The organism is Pseudoalteromonas piratica (assembly GCF_000788395.1).
GTDB lineage: Bacteria > Pseudomonadota > Gammaproteobacteria > Enterobacterales > Alteromonadaceae > Pseudoalteromonas > Pseudoalteromonas piratica.
Genome location: NZ_CP009888.1, coordinates 1862946 through 1880127 on the forward strand (window position 1 = coordinate 1862946; position 17182 = coordinate 1880127).

Below are 17182 nucleotides of genomic sequence, written 5' to 3' on the forward strand. Positions count from 1 at the left end.
AGTGTTAGTATTTAAAGCCTGTAGGTACCTTTGGTAGAGGCATCCACGCCAACGGTTTAGATGCAAGGTCAAATTGACAACCGTTCCAAAAATACCAACCTGCATCTATAGGTGGATGATCCTCTATGCAATGACCACCCCCCATATAATGACCAACTAAAAAACCGCCTGGTATGCCAGCTCTTTTTTCTACATACAAAATAACTTCATCACCATTTTTAGGAGCTGTTTCCATAGGTTGCCAAGGTGTACTATTCAACTGCTCAAAATTCTCATTGTTATCTTCTAAGTCATCTTGTTTGAAAAAACACACTTCTTGCAATCTATCAGGGTCACATGAAGTAGTAGACTTTGTTTTTAGTCTGTTAAAAGCTGTGCAAACAGTATCTCTATCAGAACCTGATATAGCGATTTCCCCTAAACGGCTGTGAAATAGAACTGTTGAATAAGCCAGTATGCCTACTGAGTTTTTTGGTACCGAGCTTCGCACTCTTTCAAAAGACACAGCTTTATTAGTTTCTTCTGACATATCAAAATTTCCTATTTACCTTTCTTTGGAACCCAAACTACATATTTACTGCAATCAGGGCACTTAGTTTGCCTGTGAGTTTTACTCATTTTCTTAGCCCAATCATGCCAATTTAAATAACCATCGGGGCAAGGTGTATGATTATTACAAGCCATAAAATTTCCCATCTAAGCTGCAGCTGAATATCGCTGCAATCGTTTACGTGCTGTTTCGTAAATATCAGGCGTTTTCTCCATGCCTATACATTCACGCCCTAATTCGATAGCGGCCACTAAAGTAGATGCCACCCCTGTAGTGTTATCCAGTATCAAATCTTTCTCATTTGTGTAAGTTAGTATCTGATGCTTGAGTAAATCGACTGGCTTTTGGTTTGGGTGCAACCGCTCATTATTTGGTACAGGGGCATAATTCAAAACACTGCGTGGGTAACGTTCTGTGCTACCACCACCAGAACTAACTTTGCTGGCTCCATAACATTCGCCGTTGTGTCTAGTGTAAAAACTATTTACTGGCTTATGGCCCGTTGTTTTCTGAGGGTTATAAGTAGGCTGCTTTTTGTAGAAAACACAAATATTTTCATGTGCCTGCAATGGCATTCTATTCGCGTTCAAATGACCTGTTGCGCGTGTTTTTTCCCAAATCCAGTCGTAACGGTAGCGTTTCAAATTACTGCAGCTCAGTACTTTGTCGAACGGTGGCTTTGCAAACAAAACTATTGCGCCGTCATCTTTAATAATGCGCTCGTACTCTTTCCATAAAGCAACCATATCAATGACTTTATCCCAGCTTTGCTTGGTTGTGCCAAAAGGTAGATCTGCGAAAATCATATCAACACTTTTGTCATTTAATTTGGGCATTAGCTGCAGGCAATCGCCTTTTTGCAATTCAAACATCGAGTTAAAAATTTCCCATTTAAACGTTAATGCAAGTTATGCTGTAATCAGCGCTATCTTCTGTAAATTCACCGCGCCCATGAAATGAATAAATACCGACTTCTTCTGGTATGTCATCAATATTGCTTTTAACCCAATCATCGATGCCAACTTGGTGCATATCATGTAAAACAAATTCAAGGTCATCGCTTGGAGCAAAACCAAACGTTTGATTAATTTTTTCATCAAGCTTCATAAGGGCAAAACCCTCGATACCGACTGCTATTTCTAGCTCTAAATCTACAATTGCCTTTGCCATAAAATTTCCTATACGTTTTCTTTAAGTGGGTAAGGTTCAGAACGGGCAAATTTCTTGTATGCTTCATTACCAATTAAACCTGATTCAATATGCTCCAAATTTCCTTGGTTATTGGTCTTGAACTCACCATGCGGCAAATATCTTCTTTCAAATCTATTGTGCCAAATACCATATTCACCCCAATGGTCTGATTTCATTTTTGAACCATCGCTAAATTTGGTAGGGCCACAAGCTCGACAAAGTAACTTTCCCTCTAAACTTGGGTTGTATGACCAATCAAAAAGGTGCTTTATTCCTTTAAACCCCTGATTGGCGCAAGCTGTATTTTCAGCACAACCGCAGTTTTCGCATTGAAAAATAGACATAAAAATTCCCAATCTAAAAATTTGTTTAATAATGCGCTCGATTAACAAGCGCAGCGGTTAACTAAACTTAAAAAGTTGTTGGTTGTGCTATGCCACGAATTAGAGACATAAAACCTTTCTGCAAATCTGTTTTAGCAGTTGCAATCCAACGCTGATCTAACCCGTCTTGGCCTTGAAGTTTTTCAACTAAAGAGCCTACATTTTCAGCAAGCGCTTTAGCTTCATTCATTGCATCAATCTCGGCTTGTGACAGGTCGCGATAGCCTTTAATTTTTTTGTGTTGGTTTTCCATGATTCACCTTTTATTTAGTGTTAGGTTCAATAATCATTATTTGCTGGCTTGCTTTTTCTTGAGCAAAAACCTGCACGGTGCTTCCATCTGTAAAATGAAATTGAATCGAACCGATTACTTCATGATGCTGGATTGATTCAATAACTTTTCCTTTCATGCTCTCTAATGCTTGCTTCTCTGACATGTTCAAATATTCCTACCTGTTAACCCTGCTGTAAAACTGATGCAAAGTAAGAACCCTTGCATGGTTTTTCTATTGGATAATGCCAACTCTTGAAACCTGAGTTTTTCGGCGCTGGCGTTGCTTTAAAATGAGACTGATAATATTCAGCATCTGAAAAATCACCGTCATCAATCACGTTTTGTTCAACCGCAGCTTTTAAAATTTCACTTGCAGAATAATCGCCTTTTGCGACTAAAAAAGTAGCGCTATCGGATGATAGATACTCAATATTCATAGCCATAAAATTTCCTATTTAAGAATTATTTGATTCTTGATGCATTTTGATTGTTTTATCTAAACCAAAAGCTTCAATTTGCATTTGTACCGCAGAAAGATAACCAGCCATTACAAGTTCTTGCTTTTGTGACAGCGGTACACCTTCTTTTTCTAAAGCGTTTGCTATTTGCTTTGGTAGCACTGTGTAATCACTCATAAAATTTCCCATCTATAAACATTCAAATACGAATCAAACAAACTCATAAATGAATATATTAATAATCAAATATGATTATAAGAATAACTAAAATAGATTAATTTGCAACCATTAAATGATTATATGTATAATCAAATTAGATTATTTTTGTAATTAAGATTGATTAATGGCTAAACAAGCAAAATCGGACGTTGAAAAGCAGCTAGACGAACAAGCCGCAATCGAAATAAAGCGGCAAGTTAAGGCTGAAATGGCATTGAATGGTGTTAGTGCTAAAGAAGTTGCTGAGCGTTTAACCGCAATGGGTAGACCCATCACTGAGCAAGGTTTGCGAAATAAGATAAGCCAGTGCACACACCAAACAACTTGGTATTGGGATTTGCTGAAAGCAATTAAAGGAATGTAATTTTGAAAAGAGTAAATGGTTTTTTCAGCAATAAGAGTAATAGGTTTTTCTTATTCGTGATTAGTCTTGTCTTTATTTCAGGTTTATTAACAGGATTTTCAATTAATTTCGATATATTCAATTTTCAATTTGAACAGGGTGAAAAGTTTAAAATTGTACTTTCATTATTTGTTTTTGGCTTGTCGTTAATTACCTTATGGCTCAATAAAAAGGTAACAGATTCAAGAACCAAGAAAGAAAAGTTAACTGATAAAGCTGAGCTTCTACTTTACCATAACAACATTATTAGAAACGAGTTTAGGCTGATTGGTAAAAAAGAAACCCCAGATGACTATAGGGAAAATATCAATGAAGTCTTTGGATCTCTTAATTATTTAAGAGTGATTACCAAATTGTATTTCAATGACATCGAGTTATTAGAGCAAATAAATACTCTTTCAGAATTAGTGATGAATTATAATGGTTTGAGAATAGACAATTATCATAAAAAACAATTAAAGAGCGATAATAACGGACCAGAAAATATTGATCATGATTATAGCGTTATAGAGTTACGCGGAGACATAAGCATTGCTCAAAAAGTGTTAGACCATAAAATAAATAAAATAGCGAGTAAATACGGATTATTTAATCTTTAAGCTTAGGTCTTCCCCTCTTTTTTGGCTTAAGTAACATAGCCTGATGCGCAGCTTTCACTCTTTTATAATCTATCACTTCTGTATAGTCGTTTTGTGCTTCTTCGCACCTATGATGCAATAAGTTTTGCAGTATAAATCTTGCGTGTGGATTGTTCTTTTTGTTTAGTAATTTCTCAGCGAATCGCGCCATAGAATGACGGCCAGCATGACTACTTGAGCGCGGGAAACCATATTCTTTATAAAGCTTGCTAAGTAAGTTTTGCACCGCAGTAGCAACCAAGTATTCTTTGCCTTTGCTAACCTTTCGAGTCAGTGAGAAGTTTTGCCAAACACCGCGCCAGTTACTTAAAAACACATGGCTTTCGGGGTCTAATCCACGGTATTTAGTTGAACCGCTTTTATCGAGTTTAATACGATGTTTCACCCGGGCATTGAGCCACTTATCTAACATTTCACGCTGTTCTTGGATAACAACGGGTGCTTTCATCGGATATTTGCCCTTAGTACCATCCTTTCTAACATGGGTGATATGGCAAATAGAGCCGTCAGGATAAAGGCACTCTTTAACTTTCCACTGGCTAACCTCGATTGCACGAAAGCAGCTAAAGAAAGTCATTGCCAGCATACATTGATTGCGTAGCCCAAGCAGCGGATCAACGCGCACATTATCAACTCTTTCTATCAAGTTGATCATTTCTTCTGGCGTGAGAATGTCAGGCTGTTTTACGTTGCGTAAATCCGGTGTTTTCCATACCCATTTAAATTCTATTTCGTTATCCATAGCTAGTCTTGTTAATGTCGGTTTCCTATATGGTAGTGCAAAAATAAAGCGGCTGTCTATGAGCCGCTATTTATCTAGGGTGATGGGAAACGCTATTTAAAAGCTTCTTTAATTATTATTGTCTCGCACGTGTATTTCTCCATTCAACACCTTAAACTTTCTCCTATGATGAATGTATTTTGCTGGACCTTGTTTAAATCCGTGTGCGCTCATATAGTCTCCATCCCTGTATTCAACTTCACTCAGTAGCTCATTCATCTCTGGATCATATCCTTCTAGAAAGTCAAATATTGTAGTCACAGATTCTGGTAATAGCGCTGTAACTATAGGATCTGGAAGAATTTTGTTTATGTCTTCACATTGCACATCACTCACTGGGTGTGCTTGAATCGCAGCTTGTTCAAGAGTCAAATCCGCATCTTGCCAATTTTCAACACCATAAAAGAATTGAGCAGGCAAAGATTGGAACACTCCAGGGGAAGTTTCGAGTTGCAAAGCTTCATACAACTGTATTCTTAATCGTTCTTTATAAAATTTATAGTCTTTAATACCGATATCTGTTTTTATGTGTTTCTCGATTTCAAGGGTGTGTAATAGAATTTTTGCAGCCTTAATCCACTTAACTCTAGAATTATTTTTATCTTTTAACGTGTCGAATACGTCTTCAAAGCCAGATTTTACTAGCTCTAACTGAAACTCATCTCTTTTTATTTCTTCGGCACGGATAGATAGATCTAACTGTTGTTGGGATTTCAAAATTTGAGTACTTGTTTGGCGACTTCGGTAAAGCAAACCAAGCATTGCAGTAATACCGCCTAATATTTTGGTGAGCTCTATAGGAAAGTTGTACGTTTTTACTATGTCTTCCCAAGAATCGGGGTCATTAAAATCAACTATATAGCCAACGAAAAAATATTGCATAAGTGCAACAATTAGAGGTGCAAAAATCAAAACCCAAAAGGAGCCATAAAATAGGTTTTTGAAAATTAGGTCGTCACTATTAGTTTTATTTGAACTCATAAAATCCCTATTAATAGATTGTGACTAAAATTATTATTTTACATAAACAATTGGAAATACTGAATTATCTTATGGTTTCCTTTCAATGGATTAAGATTCTCAAGTTTTAGATTTCAGTACAAGTTCCACTATAAACCACATCAAACTCATGATGAAAAATGAAACTCTTTGTTGCTGATTTTAAATGCTCATTTATTACTAAATAACTGATTTTTTTATTAGGTCCATAGAGGGAAATTGACTTAAATGCGTTTTTTTCGCTACCAATGTCAAGAACGGTGATTTCTCTAGCTCGAGAATTATTAAATGTTTTACTAATAATGCTCCCTGTTTCTCGTTCAACAACAAAACTTCTTCCAAGCATTGGTGAAAAGAAGCCTTTTAGGTCTACTAATTTGGCTGAGCTATTATCCAGCTCTTTGCCATCAAGAATTTTGCAATTATATGCTGATGCGAATGTACTGCTCGAATAAGAAAGCAATAAACCTATAAAAGCTAAACGAATCAAGTTAATACTCCAGTTAAATTAACAAACTAAATTGATACTAATAAAATAAAGCATTAATAATCAATGCTATTAATAGGATTTCCTACAAGCAAGTGTGGTTCTGATGCATAAACTTTAATCGTCTTAACTTCTATATAAATGCTTCCACAGCATTAAAGTTTGGTAAACATCTTTTTCATTTGATCCTAAGTGAGTGTCAGGAAAAGTTACATCAGCACCAATTATTTCTTTGAAACATTTATCTAAACTACCTGCGAAACAATAATCCCAGCATTTATTCAGAATATCGGTGTGGGTACCTTTTGGGGAAAAAGGTATTTCACGTAACTCTATTGAAACTTTATTTACTTCTTTAATATCGTACTTCTTTCCATTAAAGGAAACTATTTCGGTTGCATTTTCAAGTAGCTCTATGGCTTCTAACCTGTTACTACCATAATAATGACGATAAACGGTTTCGTTTGTATCCATGATTCCTATAAGGTTTGTACCTACATCAAAAACTATTGATTTGTTCATCAGATTTTCATTGATTATGTTATTGAATGCATTTTGCATTTAGTCTTCTTTTTTCTCAACATATAGTAATTCCTTCAGTGTTTTAAAAAGAATTCCGTATTGGAAAAAATTAATTTAACTCTGGTAGTAAATCAAAAAAAAGCAATGCGCTACCGTATTCACATCTTTAAACCTTGAAGGACTTTTTATGAAAATAGAAAAAACCTTTTTTATAGAGTGGATTGAGCGCTTAGTCATGCTAATTGCTGCCATTCTTACAATTCTTAATTTTATGTTTGCTTGATACGTGGACTAAAACCCCTTTTTAAAGGAAAGGGGTTTTTTTGTTGGGTATTAAAAATGACTGTTTAATAGTTGTAGGGTCTATTAATAGAGCGCAATTAAATGAAAGAAAAATCAAATTTAGAATACATGATTTCAATAATTGAACATTTCAATATGATGAATATGTATTACGAACAACATGCGGAACTGAATCAGGGCGTCGAGACTTTAAAAGAAGTAATTGAAAAAGACTTACATGAGCTATACAAGCGAGCACTAGAAGAGTGCGAGTAATTTACTTATCTATAGTCCAAACATCTACGTTTAGGTTGTGAGCTTCAATTGCCTTATTTAATCTAGTCAAATAACGCTCCTTAGTTTTGGGATTTACAATTAAAACAATACCAGCTTTTTTTCCAGTCATTGCAGAGTAATACAATGACTGGCCGAGCGCTTCATGCCATTTCTTGCCCCAATCATATTCAATAGCGTGTGTATCGTTGAGGCAATCAATGCGAGTTTTATCTGGTAATCGATGTTCGATTTCACCTCGACAATAATGCTCAACATAGTCAGACTCTTTAGCGTTAGTTGGAATCGCAGATGCGCCACCTCTTGCAAGGAGTTCGCACGAGAAAACAGTTAATAAGGCTATTAATTTTTTCATTTTTAAAATCTTGTTTTGCTTTCAGTAAATTGAAATAATGAATTCAATCTAACACAAAGAAGCTGTAGATGAATAACATGATATTGCAAAGTGGTGGAATCGTACTAGTACCAAAGAAAGCAATAGGCACATTACCATTTGATCCACTTATAGCCAGCGGCGGTGGTGTTAAGACTTCTGCACTCGGTAACGACTTCGAAAATGGTTCAACTACCGATTACTCTGCTGTTCCTGTGTTCTTGATCGCAGCTTTGGTTATTGCTGCAATTATCAAGTTTCGTAAAAAGTAATTTAATAATTTAAGTACCGGTTAATTTTTCGATGAAGACGAATTGAGCTCACAACAACACCTTCAAGAACAAATTGATCCAAAGAGCCAATATTAGCCGGTTGGTATTCTTTATTAGCTGAGATTAATTGTCGTTTATTTAAATCTAATATCTTGCATGTAAATAAATTATTGTATTGGGCAACGATGACATCTCCGTGCTTGGCTTCAACACTCCGATCAACCACTAGTAGATCACCGTCAAAAATTCCAACGCCTTGCATTGAGTTACCGGTCGCAAGGCCGATAAATGTCGCATTCGGATTTTGAATGATGACCTCATCTATACCATTTTCTAATTCACAGTAATTTATACCATTGTCATCGAGTGGATCATCTGCTGTATATATTGGTGAAACGTTCATTCTAATCAAACTATAGCTGTATATATATACAGTTTAGCTTATTTCAAATATAAAATAAAAATTCCTTTACAAATCCAAAAATATCATTAAGTTCATGCTTTTTTTTGTTTATTTAGCCTCACTAATTATCTGTTTTAAATCATTTTTTAATGTTGACAAGGCTTCTTTTATCATTAAGTTCAAGCACAACTTAAAGACTGGTAGCCAGTCAGTGTTTATTTATTAAGAGGAAAATATGGATACGACTAAAATTCAATTATGTTCGGAAGTGCTTAATGATCATGCGAACTATATTGAGAAACATCTAGCTGAGGTTGCAGAGCAAAATCATACTCTGAACTTAATTATTCAAGATATGCAAAAGCAGATATCAATTATTTTCAAAGAGTCATACGGTGGAAATTAATAATAGGCGGCAAGCTTTTGCATAGATGTATTGTATTGATTGCCGTTTTTAAATGCTGAGGCCATAGAATACGTATGGCACATTTTTTGCTCTTTGCCTTTGAGTATTATTTAAATTAACAAAGGAATGAAAATGTTATCAGCATTATCTTTATTTTTCGCATCTTTATTTGTTCAACCTGCAGAGCTTCCAAGTGAAGAGATGCCGCAAATGAAAGTTATGAATGGTGGCGGTGGCGTTATCGTAAAAGACAAGAAAACAGACTAAAGTATTAATTTGAATATAAACCACGCAATTTGCGTGGTTTTTTTTGTCCTGTTTTTGTAATATTGCGAAAGGTTGATTTGAGGCGCAGTAAATGGATTTAGAGCAAATATCGCAAATTCTTAACGATATAGTTTATGTTCGACCTTCAAATAACTCTAACTGGTCAGCTCTTTTTATATCTTCATATATTTCAATTGCGTATATTTTTGCCTTCGTTACGTCTGTATTGTTAGCTATAAACAAATCTGAGTCATATAGTCGCTTTATTGTAGTTCGTGCGCTTTCAGCAAAATACATATTAACTGGCTTTTTGATGATGCTAATTCAACTCAATGCAAAAACAGATGCTCAAATAGATGCTTCACAACATATTTATCTAGCGTATGCGCTTATTGACTATGTAATATTACGTTATATTCAACGTGTTCATTTACTGACAAGTAAGTATTACAATAACATCTACTTTTATGCTGTTATTGGCCTATGGATCAACATATTAATTCAGCTAATTTTATGGCTAAAAATAGGTGTTTTCGATTTCGAGTATGAATTTGCTTGGTATAATTACACCTACAGTATTATTTCTAATTTAGTAACAGTTTCTATAATAGCGATAATCTTTTTTGATTACGCAGAAATGTTGTTTAGGCATGTAGTAAGGAAGTTAAATGCAAGCGCTAATTGAATGGTGGTTAGAACTGGACTCAATTTTTAAAGTTGTATGGTCCGCAATTCCTTTAGGAGGCTTACTGATTGTCTGGTTAATGATTCGAGACGTAAAAAACATGTTTAATCAAAACCAGCTTGCTCAACGTTCATTGGAAGCAACAAATGAAGCAATCCTTGCCGAACAAGCCAAATCAGCTAAAGATGCAAAATATCACGCACTAAAGTCTAGCCAAGCACAATATGATGTTGGTGTAATGACTGGCCAGATAAAAGAAAGAAATTGGTTTCTAGAAATGCTTAGTAGAGAGAAGCAGGAAAGGGCACTAGAGCAAACAAATATTGTTAAGTTTAAAAAGAAGTAGCGATTAAGCTACTTCTTCTTTTTGATTAACTCTTAATTCGATACATTCAGCAATAAGTTTTGCTGAACCTTCAAGTAATTCTTCATCGTGCATCACTAAGCTTTTTGGTAGCAAGCTAAAACGTGCTGCTTTTAGGATGCCAGAAATAACACCGAGCTCGATATCCTCTTTAGTAACTTCGTCAAATATTGTTGGACGAACACCATATAAAAGCCATTCAAGTGATACAGACTTTTCATTTTTAACATGATCAATAAGTTCTAGGCTTATTTGTTTTGAGCCATTCTTGAATCTAGAAATGGATTCTTCTGGGATATCAAAATATTTAGCCATTTCACGACTGAATCTAAAGTTATATAGAACTTTGATACGGTCAATTATATCGCTTTGATTTAATTTTGAATTATGCATTTGGTCGGTTCCTCATATCTAATTGCAATATAACAGGTTATTTGTGATAAAAACAATTTATTTATAAAGTTTGACAAATATAGCAAACTATTTAAGAATGTTTGCAGTTGAGAAATGATATACAATGCAGAGGTTAAGCATTTTATGGCCGAAAAGAGCAAAACGGAATTAGCCGAATCACTAGGTGATCATTTAAATTTATTGAAACTGCACCATAATCAAAGCGCAGAGCCAGATCATGCAGTGAATTCTATTTTCAGTGCTATGGATGAACTGATTCTCCAGGTCTATAAAGACTCTCTGAAAGAACCTTTTAAATTTGGGGTAAATTTGGGGGAAGATGAATCACCATTACGACCCAGTAAGACCTCACTCGAAACGTAATTACTGGGCTGTAGGGGTCTAAAAAGGTTTAAAAATCATATTAATAGGGTTCAAGTCCCTCCATCCGCACCATGATTTAAAACCCAAGCAAATGCTTGGGTTTTTTTATGTCTTTATTTTATCTACCAAACTATATACGTGTTATTTTTAAAGTGTAATAACACTCATTAGTTAGCTTATGTGCTGCTAACCCCGCTTTTGCCGATAGTGCATTTATTATAAAAGTGCCTACCCCAAAATTATTTTCGTTATTTGGTTTTGTGTTAATGCGATTACTAAAAGAGACGCTGTTTTTGCATACTGTAATTGATAAGTTACCTTCGCCATAAGTACGAAAATTTGAATCAATCTGTGCCATTAATAAGTTTAATTCGTCTTCGTTTAATGACACAAAGAAGGTGTCGGCTTTAATTTCTACTAAAAGTGAATCGCTGTACTTTTTCTGCCAATGATTTAAAAAGCTTATAAAGTCAGTGCTCGATAGATTTTCCTTATCCCCTGTTAGCCAAAGCCCTAAGATGGTATTTGCAAGTTTTACCGAGGTTTGCTGAGTTGTCTTAAGTTCAGCAACTTTTATAAGTACTTGCTCTGTCAAATCATCCATATGGTCAAATTGAGACAATTGGTGGCCCAGTAAAGTTAAAGGATGGCGGATTTCATGACTAAGAAAACTAGAGAAAGCTTTCTCTCTTGCTATTGCTTGTTGCTCATTTTCAAGTGCACTTAGCGTAACCGTTTTTACGCTATCTAACTCACTAAAGCGTAATTCCGTAGCTATGTCTCGAGTTTTAATGCTCTTTACAAACCGTGACAGTTGATTACGCACTTTAGATAAAACATGGGATAACCAAAAGGCGAATAAAAACAAACTACTCAAACATACATATAACAGCAATGGTCTAATATCAAATGATTCTCCCTTATCAAACTGATGCACAACATAGACTTTTTTGGCTGTTTCATGGGCTTGGTAAATCAGAAAATAACTATCATGTTTCTCGGTTTCAAAAAAATAAACGGTATTAACCTCTGATAAATTGTTTAATTGAGCGCGATTTGAAAGGGAAAAGTCTAAGAGTACGTCACTGACTTTGCGAGCTCCGCTGCTAATTTTTTGCTGGGTACTGATAAACTGTTCTGCATCCTCAAAAAGATAAAACTCAGCAGTATCGTCCAATGCAAACCAATAAAAAACTATTGATAAGGCTGCAAATAATAAACCAAAAACAATAAATGGAATGAGAATATTGCGATTAAGGTAAGCGGTTAAGGATTCAGTTGGTTTCACGAAGTACAACTCCTACGCCTTTAATTGTATGTAATAACGGCGTTTCTTGTTGATGGCTTATATTGTTCCTTAAGCGGCTAACGAGCGTCTTATACATATCTGGTGTCACATTATTATCGGGCCATAACTTTTCTAAAATGATTGCTTTACTTACCGGTGCTGGGTAGTGATTGATTAGCAGTGTAAGTAACTGCCATTGTTGTGGCGATAGGGTGATAACACGTTTACTTCGGGTAGCAATTCGTTGCTGTAAATCAATGGTCAGATCACCCAACACAAAAGGTTTAGACCTGATACTCGGTTTTTTAGCCTTAAGCAATTTAAGACGAATTGTTAACTCTGCCAGCTCAAAGGGTTTGGTTAAGTAATCGAGGGCACCAAGCGAAAAAGCCAAAAGTTTATTATCTAACGCAGCTTCGGCGGTTAAAAAGATGATAGGAGTATCAGGTTGTGCGGCTGTAAAATGTGTAGCGAGTACAAACCCAGTGCCATCAGGTAAACCGATATCTAAAACAATCGCATCATACTCTTGCTTGGAAGAAATCTCTTTGGCAGCGTGCACACTATCGGCAAAATCGACTTCAATACCTTCATTATTGAGAAAATCGATCGTGTTTGCAGCCAATGCTCTGTCGTCTTCAACAAACAAAATTAGCATTTATTTCCCACTTCATTCTATTTTTAAGGTTTCAATAAAGGGCAATCATAACTCGACTATTATTACTGCAGTTACCTTTTCGTTACCTTGTTAATTGTAAGCTATTTGATATCGGAGGCATCTAGTTATGAAGAGAAAAACGGTTATGACGTCAAATATTATTGCAATTGCTGCAGCATTGAGTGGCTGTGGAGGCGTATCTGAGTCACCTAATCAAGCAAGCACAGGGGCTGACTTAGTAGTAAACAACGCAACTATCTATACGGTTAATAACGTAGCACCCTTGGCACAAAGTATGGCGATTAAAAACGGTAAGATTATTTATGTAGGTGATAATGAATCAGTAAATGAATTTATTGGTGACAATACAGAAGTTAAAGATTTGGCTGGCAAGTTGGTATTACCTGGCTTGCATGATGTGCATATTCATCCACTTGAATCCGCATCAGAGGCAACACATTTTACCTTGCCAGAATATGCCGATGTTAACGAATATCAAGCTGTGATTGAGAATGCCAGCATACAGCACTCAGATGCAAAGTGGCTTATTGGTTATGGTCACAATATTGATGGCTTACTTGAACTGACTCAATCACCGCGCGCTGTTATCGACCAAGTTGTTAATGACCGACCTGTAGTTATTATGGAGCAAACCTCTCACTCCATGTGGGTGAACTCTAAAGCGCTCTCAATTGCTAATATTACTCAGCAAAGTCGCGACCCCATCGGCGGTGTATTTGGTCGTGACGAAAGTGGCGTATTAAATGGCATTTTATATGACAATGCTGGCAATTTAGTGATGGATCTTGCAATGCAAGGCCAGGGTGATGAAGCAACAGAAAACTATTTTGGTTTTCTTGAGTATACCCAGCCTGAATTATTACAGCATGGCGTTACGTCAATCAGTGATGCACGTGTTTATTGGCAAAGAGGGCAATTAGATACCTGGCTTAAGTTAGCAAACGATGATGCACTTAAAATGCGGGTGAGTTTGGGGCTTTGGGCTTACCCTGAAGCCAGTGATGAATCTCAACTAGCTCAATTAAAATCCTTGTATCAAGCGTCTCAAGATTCGTTACTAAAAGTAGATCAGGTTAAAGTTTACATGGATGGAATTCTAGTCAATACAACGGCTGCATTAAAGGCACCTTATGAATACAGTTGGTTAGCACTGGATGGTGATAAAGGCCTTAACTATTTCACTCAAGCGCGGTTAGCCAAATATATTGAAGTGTTAGAGCCTATTGGTTTTGATTTCAACATTCATGGCATTGGCGATCGTGGCATTCATGAAGCCCTTAACGCTATTGAAGCAGGCTCCAAAGGCATTGGACGCCATCGTATCACGCATCTTGAAGTTGTGGACTCGCTCGATTTACCTCGTTTTAAAGAGCTCAGTGTGATAGCAGATGCACAGGTTGCAGGGGAGTTTACAGAGCCCCATCACTGGCCTGAATTGACGCCTTTACTCGGGCATCAACGTAGCGATCGTTTAGTGCCTATTGCCAGTTTAGTTGAGCAAGGTGCGATGCTTACGCTTAGTAGTGATTGGAATGTGAGCACACTTAACCCTTTTGTTGGAATTGCACATGCTGTGAGTCGTGCACCTGAGGCAATTAGCATTGAACAGGCTATCGAGGCATATACTATCAATGCGGCTTATGCGATGCGACAGGAGGATAGAGTCGGCTCGTTAGTTGCAGGAAAGGAAGCTGATTTTATTGTATTAGATCGCAATATTCTCACCTTGGACGCCGCCCAAATAAAGCAAACAAGGGTATTACAAAGTTATGTTCAGGGAGAAGTGGTATTTACAGCTAAATAGCAACGTATGGAATCGTTAATGTGTTACAGCAGTCAGTTAAATGCGTGACTGCTGTAACGAAGAGAAAAAACTTGTTATTGACTAACAACCGCTGCAATTTGCGGTTGTACATCCAAACCATAGCCGAAGAAAGTCGCAGCAATTAGCACTACAGAAGCAGCAATCATTAGCTTCACTAATAGCGGCAAACAGAACTTAAACCATTGACCATAAGGTACACCCGCCATACCTATGATACCCATTAATACGGCATTTGTTGGGATAATCATATTTGAGAAACCATCACCAAATTGGTATGCAAGTACCGCAACTTGGCGTGGTACACCAACTAAATCACCAAGAGGTGCCATGAGTGGCATGGTCACATATGCTTGACCTGAGCCAGATGGAATAAAGGTATTTAAAAGAGTTTGAATAACCAACATACCAACAGCTGAGATTTCAGCACTGACATAAGATAACGGTAAGCTCATACCGTACACTAGGCTGTGAAGAATTTTACCGTCATCAAGAATAAGTGCGATACCACGTGCAACACCAATTAGAATTGCGGTTGTTACTAAATCTGAGGTGCCTTCAATAAATTTATTTGCAGCAGTGTTTGCATCAAGTTTACCCAATACAGTAATAACAAGGCCCCAAGCAACAAATAAGCCGCCAAGTTCATACAAGTACCAGCCTTTGGTTGCAATGCCCCATACAGCGATTACTAAGGTGGCAATAAAGCTTAATAACACCAATTGGTGACGACGATTAAGCTTAGGATAATCATGTGTTTCTTTACCTTCTAATGGACAAGGAATACCAGCCATTAACGAGCGAGACGGATCAGCCTGAACTTGTTTGGTATAAGACCACACGTGATGAAAACCAATTAATACAAAAGGTACAAAAATCGCAAGACGTAACCAAAGGCCTGAGTAAACAGGTACTTCGGCAATTTGTTGTGCAATTAATACGGTAAATGGGTTAAATGCCGATACACCGTAGCCAATGCCATATCCGGCAACAATCATTCCTACAGCTGTCATCGCATCTAGGCGCATGGCTTTACACAGTGCTACCAAAATGAGTACAAATGGAATGTATTCGCCTGCAGTACCAATCGCACTTGAGGCAAGGGCAAAACAAAACACCACGGCAAAAATGAGTTTTTGTGGCTTATCGCCATGTTTTTCCAATAAACGACCGATTAGCGCATCTACTGTGCCGGTAGCACGCGCTATTGCAAGTACACCGCCCACAATTAAAACAAAAAAGATAACATCCTGTGCAGCGGCAAATGCACGAGGAATCGCAGTAAGAAAGTCCCAAGGGGTAAGGTAATGACTTTCAGCGGCGACCTGATAAGTGCCAGGTACAACGGCTTGACGGCCATTTGCTGTTTCTACGGTATCAAAAAATCCTTGGGGTACAATCCAAGTAGCAAGGTAAGCGACAAACATCATCGCCAATAGCAATACTAGCGTATGAGGTACTTTCAATGTCTTAGGCATAAATAAGTCCAGTTGTGGGAAAGGCCATAGTTTATGCGTAATCAAAGCGCTTAAAAAGAGGTGATTGTAAACAAATTAGAATGGCATATATAAAAAAAGCACCGTGAGCGGTGCTTTTAATTTAAAGAGTTAATTGCTTTCGTAGGCAAGCGGGTCGTGTGCTTTATTCAGCTCAAAAGCTTCTAAGCGTTCTTGGCATGCGCCACATTTACCACAGGCCTTTTCGCGACCGTTATAACATGTCCATGTTTTGCTGTAGTCTAAACCCATGCTGAGGCCATCGGTTAAGATTTCAATTTTTGTATTATTTAAGTATGGGCTAACAATTTCGACTTCTTCGTAGTTAGCGATGCGGCAAACATCATCCATTTTCTTAACAAACTCTGGACGACAGTCTGGGTAAATAGCATGATCGCCAGAGTGTGCTCCGTAAAACACTTTATTTGCTTTAAGTGATACTGCATAACCCACAGCAAGCGACAATAAAATCATATTACGGTTTGGCACAACCGTTGATTTCATGCTTTCTTCTTCGTAATGACCTTCAGGTACATCGATATCATCAGTCAGCGATGACCCACCAATTAATTGGTTAATCGCAGAGATATCGACTACTTTATGGGAAATGCCGAGTTCAGCACACACACTAGCCGCTACCTTTAATTCTTTAACATGTCGCTGGCCGTAATCAAACGAAAGTGCATAGACTTCAAAACCTTGGCGAATGGCTTTATTTAAAACGGTATATGAATCCATTCCACCAGAGTAAATTACAACAACTTTTTGCGACATATTTCTCTCACTTTAGCTATAATAGCGGTTTTTGCGGGCGCGATAGTCTACACCTTCGTGACCTTGAAGACAAATCTAGCAGTAATTTGAGGCGT

29 protein-coding genes are annotated in these 17182 nt (G+C 37.0%); 10 read left to right on the plus strand and 19 right to left on the minus strand.

Annotated elements, in window-relative coordinates:
* Positions 1 to 4 precede the first annotated feature (4 nt).
* The 8 genes from OM33_RS08580 to OM33_RS08610 all read right to left on the minus strand — a co-directional run bounded on the left by OM33_RS08580 (position 5) and on the right by OM33_RS08610 (position 3033).
* The gene (locus tag OM33_RS08580) at positions 5 to 529 is read right to left on the minus strand and encodes a hypothetical protein (protein ID WP_038640883.1); all 525 of its coding nucleotides are present in this window, start codon (positions 527 to 529) and stop codon (positions 5 to 7) included.
* A 167-nt stretch (positions 530 to 696) separates the two neighbouring features.
* A complete protein-coding gene (locus tag OM33_RS08585; protein WP_038640884.1) occupies positions 697 to 1422 on the minus strand; it encodes a DNA-methyltransferase in 726 nt (241 codons plus the stop codon).
* 19 nt (positions 1423 to 1441) lie between these two features.
* A complete protein-coding gene (locus OM33_RS08590) occupies positions 1442 to 1720 on the minus strand; it encodes a hypothetical protein (protein WP_038640887.1) in 279 nt (92 codons plus the stop codon).
* An 8-nt stretch (positions 1721 to 1728) separates the two neighbouring features.
* Positions 1729 to 2085 carry a hypothetical protein gene (locus OM33_RS08595; protein ID WP_052140949.1) on the minus strand — a complete coding sequence of 119 codons (357 nt, stop codon included), beginning with the start codon at positions 2083 to 2085 and terminating at the stop codon, positions 1729 to 1731.
* Between the two features lie 67 nt (positions 2086 to 2152).
* The gene (locus tag OM33_RS08600; protein WP_038640888.1) at positions 2153 to 2377 is read right to left on the minus strand and encodes an Acb2/Tad1 domain-containing protein; all 225 of its coding nucleotides are present in this window, start codon (positions 2375 to 2377) and stop codon (positions 2153 to 2155) included.
* Positions 2378 to 2387: 10 nt separating this feature from the next.
* Positions 2388 to 2561, minus strand: a complete 174-nt coding sequence (locus OM33_RS22535; protein WP_199922431.1) for a hypothetical protein — start codon at positions 2559 to 2561, stop codon at positions 2388 to 2390.
* A 19-nt stretch (positions 2562 to 2580) separates the two neighbouring features.
* On the minus strand, positions 2581 to 2841 hold the full coding sequence (locus OM33_RS08605; protein ID WP_052140950.1) for a hypothetical protein: 261 nt from the start codon (positions 2839 to 2841) through the stop codon (positions 2581 to 2583).
* A 12-nt stretch (positions 2842 to 2853) separates the two neighbouring features.
* The gene (locus OM33_RS08610; protein WP_038640892.1) at positions 2854 to 3033 is read right to left on the minus strand and encodes a hypothetical protein; all 180 of its coding nucleotides are present in this window, start codon (positions 3031 to 3033) and stop codon (positions 2854 to 2856) included.
* 166 nt (positions 3034 to 3199) lie between these two features.
* Here OM33_RS08610 and OM33_RS08615 point away from each other — a divergent pair, with 166 nt between their 5' ends.
* Both OM33_RS08615 and OM33_RS08620 read left to right on the plus strand, forming a co-directional pair.
* Entirely contained in the window at positions 3200 to 3439 is a 240-nt protein-coding gene (locus OM33_RS08615; protein ID WP_038640894.1) for a DUF6471 domain-containing protein, read from the plus strand.
* A gap of 2 nt (positions 3440 to 3441) precedes the next feature.
* Positions 3442 to 4077 (plus strand): hypothetical protein, encoded by a 636-nt coding sequence (locus OM33_RS08620; RefSeq protein WP_038640895.1) that lies wholly within the window; start codon positions 3442 to 3444, stop codon positions 4075 to 4077.
* On the opposite strand, the gene OM33_RS08625 is transcribed toward OM33_RS08620, so the two are convergent.
* The 4 genes from OM33_RS08625 to OM33_RS08640 all read right to left on the minus strand — a co-directional run bounded on the left by OM33_RS08625 (position 4067) and on the right by OM33_RS08640 (position 6944).
* The gene (locus OM33_RS08625; RefSeq protein ID WP_038640898.1) at positions 4067 to 4858 is read right to left on the minus strand and encodes a site-specific integrase; all 792 of its coding nucleotides are present in this window, start codon (positions 4856 to 4858) and stop codon (positions 4067 to 4069) included. The genes OM33_RS08620 and OM33_RS08625 overlap by 11 nt on opposite strands.
* A gap of 108 nt (positions 4859 to 4966) precedes the next feature.
* Positions 4967 to 5878, minus strand: coding sequence for a hypothetical protein (locus OM33_RS08630; protein ID WP_038640900.1), 912 nt, complete (start codon positions 5876 to 5878; stop codon positions 4967 to 4969).
* Between the two features lie 106 nt (positions 5879 to 5984).
* Positions 5985 to 6386, minus strand: a complete 402-nt coding sequence (locus OM33_RS08635; protein WP_038640902.1) for a hypothetical protein — start codon at positions 6384 to 6386, stop codon at positions 5985 to 5987.
* 123 nt (positions 6387 to 6509) lie between these two features.
* Positions 6510 to 6944: a ribonuclease H-like domain-containing protein gene (locus tag OM33_RS08640; RefSeq protein WP_038640904.1), complete on the minus strand. Its 435-nt coding sequence runs from the start codon at positions 6942 to 6944 to the stop codon at positions 6510 to 6512.
* Positions 6945 to 7316: 372 nt separating this feature from the next.
* On the opposite strand from OM33_RS08640, the gene OM33_RS22540 reads away from it, so the two are divergent.
* Positions 7317 to 7463: a hypothetical protein gene (locus tag OM33_RS22540; RefSeq protein WP_199922432.1), complete on the plus strand. Its 147-nt coding sequence runs from the start codon at positions 7317 to 7319 to the stop codon at positions 7461 to 7463.
* A 1-nt stretch (position 7464) separates the two neighbouring features.
* On the opposite strand, the gene OM33_RS08645 is transcribed toward OM33_RS22540, so the two are convergent.
* Positions 7465 to 7836, minus strand: coding sequence for a hypothetical protein (locus tag OM33_RS08645; RefSeq protein ID WP_052140951.1), 372 nt, complete (start codon positions 7834 to 7836; stop codon positions 7465 to 7467).
* A 68-nt stretch (positions 7837 to 7904) separates the two neighbouring features.
* Here OM33_RS08645 and OM33_RS08650 point away from each other — a divergent pair, with 68 nt between their 5' ends.
* Positions 7905 to 8126 carry a hypothetical protein gene (locus tag OM33_RS08650; RefSeq protein ID WP_038640906.1) on the plus strand — a complete coding sequence of 74 codons (222 nt, stop codon included), beginning with the start codon at positions 7905 to 7907 and terminating at the stop codon, positions 8124 to 8126.
* Position 8127: 1 nt separating this feature from the next.
* On the opposite strand, the gene OM33_RS08655 is transcribed toward OM33_RS08650, so the two are convergent.
* Positions 8128 to 8529 (minus strand): LexA family protein, encoded by a 402-nt coding sequence (locus OM33_RS08655; RefSeq protein WP_038640908.1) that lies wholly within the window; start codon positions 8527 to 8529, stop codon positions 8128 to 8130.
* 235 nt (positions 8530 to 8764) lie between these two features.
* Here OM33_RS08655 and OM33_RS22545 point away from each other — a divergent pair, with 235 nt between their 5' ends.
* From OM33_RS22545 to OM33_RS08665, 4 genes are all read left to right on the plus strand, one after another.
* On the plus strand, positions 8765 to 8935 hold the full coding sequence (locus OM33_RS22545) for a hypothetical protein (RefSeq protein ID WP_199922433.1): 171 nt from the start codon (positions 8765 to 8767) through the stop codon (positions 8933 to 8935).
* Between the two features lie 132 nt (positions 8936 to 9067).
* On the plus strand, positions 9068 to 9202 hold the full coding sequence (locus tag OM33_RS22920) for a hypothetical protein (protein WP_267884425.1): 135 nt from the start codon (positions 9068 to 9070) through the stop codon (positions 9200 to 9202).
* 91 nt (positions 9203 to 9293) lie between these two features.
* Positions 9294 to 9887: a hypothetical protein gene (locus tag OM33_RS08660; protein WP_038640910.1), complete on the plus strand. Its 594-nt coding sequence runs from the start codon at positions 9294 to 9296 to the stop codon at positions 9885 to 9887.
* The gene (locus OM33_RS08665) at positions 9871 to 10233 is read left to right on the plus strand and encodes a hypothetical protein (RefSeq protein WP_038640912.1); all 363 of its coding nucleotides are present in this window, start codon (positions 9871 to 9873) and stop codon (positions 10231 to 10233) included. Before OM33_RS08660 ends, OM33_RS08665 begins: the two co-directional genes overlap by 17 nt.
* Before the next feature lie 3 nt (positions 10234 to 10236).
* On the opposite strand, the gene OM33_RS08670 is transcribed toward OM33_RS08665, so the two are convergent.
* The gene (locus tag OM33_RS08670; RefSeq protein WP_038640913.1) at positions 10237 to 10644 is read right to left on the minus strand and encodes a helix-turn-helix domain-containing protein; all 408 of its coding nucleotides are present in this window, start codon (positions 10642 to 10644) and stop codon (positions 10237 to 10239) included.
* A 114-nt stretch (positions 10645 to 10758) separates the two neighbouring features.
* Between OM33_RS08670 and OM33_RS08675 the strand changes: the two genes are divergently transcribed.
* Positions 10759 to 11028, plus strand: coding sequence for a hypothetical protein (locus tag OM33_RS08675; protein ID WP_038640915.1), 270 nt, complete (start codon positions 10759 to 10761; stop codon positions 11026 to 11028).
* A gap of 130 nt (positions 11029 to 11158) precedes the next feature.
* On the opposite strand, the gene OM33_RS08680 is transcribed toward OM33_RS08675, so the two are convergent.
* Complete coding sequence (locus OM33_RS08680) at positions 11159 to 12316, minus strand: hypothetical protein (RefSeq protein WP_038640916.1); 1158 nt, start codon at positions 12314 to 12316, stop codon at positions 11159 to 11161.
* A complete protein-coding gene (locus OM33_RS08685) occupies positions 12303 to 12974 on the minus strand; it encodes a response regulator transcription factor (RefSeq protein WP_038640918.1) in 672 nt (223 codons plus the stop codon). The genes OM33_RS08680 and OM33_RS08685 overlap by 14 nt, the downstream gene beginning before the upstream one ends.
* Before the next feature lie 127 nt (positions 12975 to 13101).
* Between OM33_RS08685 and OM33_RS08690 the strand changes: the two genes are divergently transcribed.
* On the plus strand, positions 13102 to 14799 hold the full coding sequence (locus OM33_RS08690) for an amidohydrolase (RefSeq protein WP_038640919.1): 1698 nt from the start codon (positions 13102 to 13104) through the stop codon (positions 14797 to 14799).
* A 74-nt stretch (positions 14800 to 14873) separates the two neighbouring features.
* Here the strand turns inward: OM33_RS08690 and OM33_RS08695 are convergent, their stop codons facing one another.
* Entirely contained in the window at positions 14874 to 16295 is a 1422-nt protein-coding gene (locus OM33_RS08695; protein ID WP_038640921.1) for a YfcC family protein, read from the minus strand.
* 129 nt (positions 16296 to 16424) lie between these two features.
* A complete protein-coding gene (gene queC, locus OM33_RS08700) occupies positions 16425 to 17087 on the minus strand; it encodes a 7-cyano-7-deazaguanine synthase QueC (protein ID WP_038640924.1) in 663 nt (220 codons plus the stop codon).
* Positions 17088 to 17182: the final 95 nt, after the last annotated feature.

Bases quoted from the DNA above. Each gene is read 5' to 3' on its own strand.
- OM33_RS08580 (WP_038640883.1), bottom strand. From the start codon at position 529: ATGTCAGAAGAAACTAATAAAGCTGTGTCTTTTGAAAGAGTGCGAAGC.
- OM33_RS08585 (WP_038640884.1), bottom strand. From the start codon at position 1,422: ATGTTTGAATTGCAAAAAGGCGATTGCCTGCAGCTAATGCCCAAATTA.
- OM33_RS08590 (WP_038640887.1), bottom strand. From the start codon at position 1,720: ATGGCAAAGGCAATTGTAGATTTAGAGCTAGAAATAGCAGTCGGTATC.
- OM33_RS08595 (WP_052140949.1), bottom strand. From the start codon at position 2,085: ATGTCTATTTTTCAATGCGAAAACTGCGGTTGTGCTGAAAATACAGCT.
- OM33_RS08600 (WP_038640888.1), bottom strand. From the start codon at position 2,377: ATGGAAAACCAACACAAAAAAATTAAAGGCTATCGCGACCTGTCACAA.
- OM33_RS22535 (WP_199922431.1), bottom strand. From the start codon at position 2,561: ATGTCAGAGAAGCAAGCATTAGAGAGCATGAAAGGAAAAGTTATTGAA.
- OM33_RS08605 (WP_052140950.1), bottom strand. From the start codon at position 2,841: ATGGCTATGAATATTGAGTATCTATCATCCGATAGCGCTACTTTTTTA.
- OM33_RS08610 (WP_038640892.1), bottom strand. From the start codon at position 3,033: ATGAGTGATTACACAGTGCTACCAAAGCAAATAGCAAACGCTTTAGAA.
- OM33_RS08615 (WP_038640894.1), top strand. From the start codon at position 3,200: ATGGCTAAACAAGCAAAATCGGACGTTGAAAAGCAGCTAGACGAACAA.
- OM33_RS08625 (WP_038640898.1), bottom strand. From the start codon at position 4,858: ATGGATAACGAAATAGAATTTAAATGGGTATGGAAAACACCGGATTTA.
- OM33_RS08630 (WP_038640900.1), bottom strand. From the start codon at position 5,878: ATGAGTTCAAATAAAACTAATAGTGACGACCTAATTTTCAAAAACCTA.
- OM33_RS08640 (WP_038640904.1), bottom strand. From the start codon at position 6,944: ATGCAAAATGCATTCAATAACATAATCAATGAAAATCTGATGAACAAA.
- OM33_RS22540 (WP_199922432.1), top strand. From the start codon at position 7,317: ATGATTTCAATAATTGAACATTTCAATATGATGAATATGTATTACGAA.
- OM33_RS08645 (WP_052140951.1), bottom strand. From the start codon at position 7,836: ATGAAAAAATTAATAGCCTTATTAACTGTTTTCTCGTGCGAACTCCTT.
- OM33_RS08650 (WP_038640906.1), top strand. From the start codon at position 7,905: ATGAATAACATGATATTGCAAAGTGGTGGAATCGTACTAGTACCAAAG.
- OM33_RS08655 (WP_038640908.1), bottom strand. From the start codon at position 8,529: ATGAACGTTTCACCAATATATACAGCAGATGATCCACTCGATGACAAT.
- OM33_RS22545 (WP_199922433.1), top strand. From the start codon at position 8,765: ATGGATACGACTAAAATTCAATTATGTTCGGAAGTGCTTAATGATCAT.
- OM33_RS22920 (WP_267884425.1), top strand. From the start codon at position 9,068: ATGTTATCAGCATTATCTTTATTTTTCGCATCTTTATTTGTTCAACCT.
- OM33_RS08660 (WP_038640910.1), top strand. From the start codon at position 9,294: ATGGATTTAGAGCAAATATCGCAAATTCTTAACGATATAGTTTATGTT.
- OM33_RS08665 (WP_038640912.1), top strand. From the start codon at position 9,871: ATGCAAGCGCTAATTGAATGGTGGTTAGAACTGGACTCAATTTTTAAA.
- OM33_RS08670 (WP_038640913.1), bottom strand. From the start codon at position 10,644: ATGCATAATTCAAAATTAAATCAAAGCGATATAATTGACCGTATCAAA.
- OM33_RS08675 (WP_038640915.1), top strand. From the start codon at position 10,759: ATGATATACAATGCAGAGGTTAAGCATTTTATGGCCGAAAAGAGCAAA.
- OM33_RS08685 (WP_038640918.1), bottom strand. From the start codon at position 12,974: ATGCTAATTTTGTTTGTTGAAGACGACAGAGCATTGGCTGCAAACACG.
- OM33_RS08690 (WP_038640919.1), top strand. From the start codon at position 13,102: ATGAAGAGAAAAACGGTTATGACGTCAAATATTATTGCAATTGCTGCA.
- OM33_RS08695 (WP_038640921.1), bottom strand. From the start codon at position 16,295: ATGCCTAAGACATTGAAAGTACCTCATACGCTAGTATTGCTATTGGCG.
- queC (WP_038640924.1), bottom strand. From the start codon at position 17,087: ATGTCGCAAAAAGTTGTTGTAATTTACTCTGGTGGAATGGATTCATAT.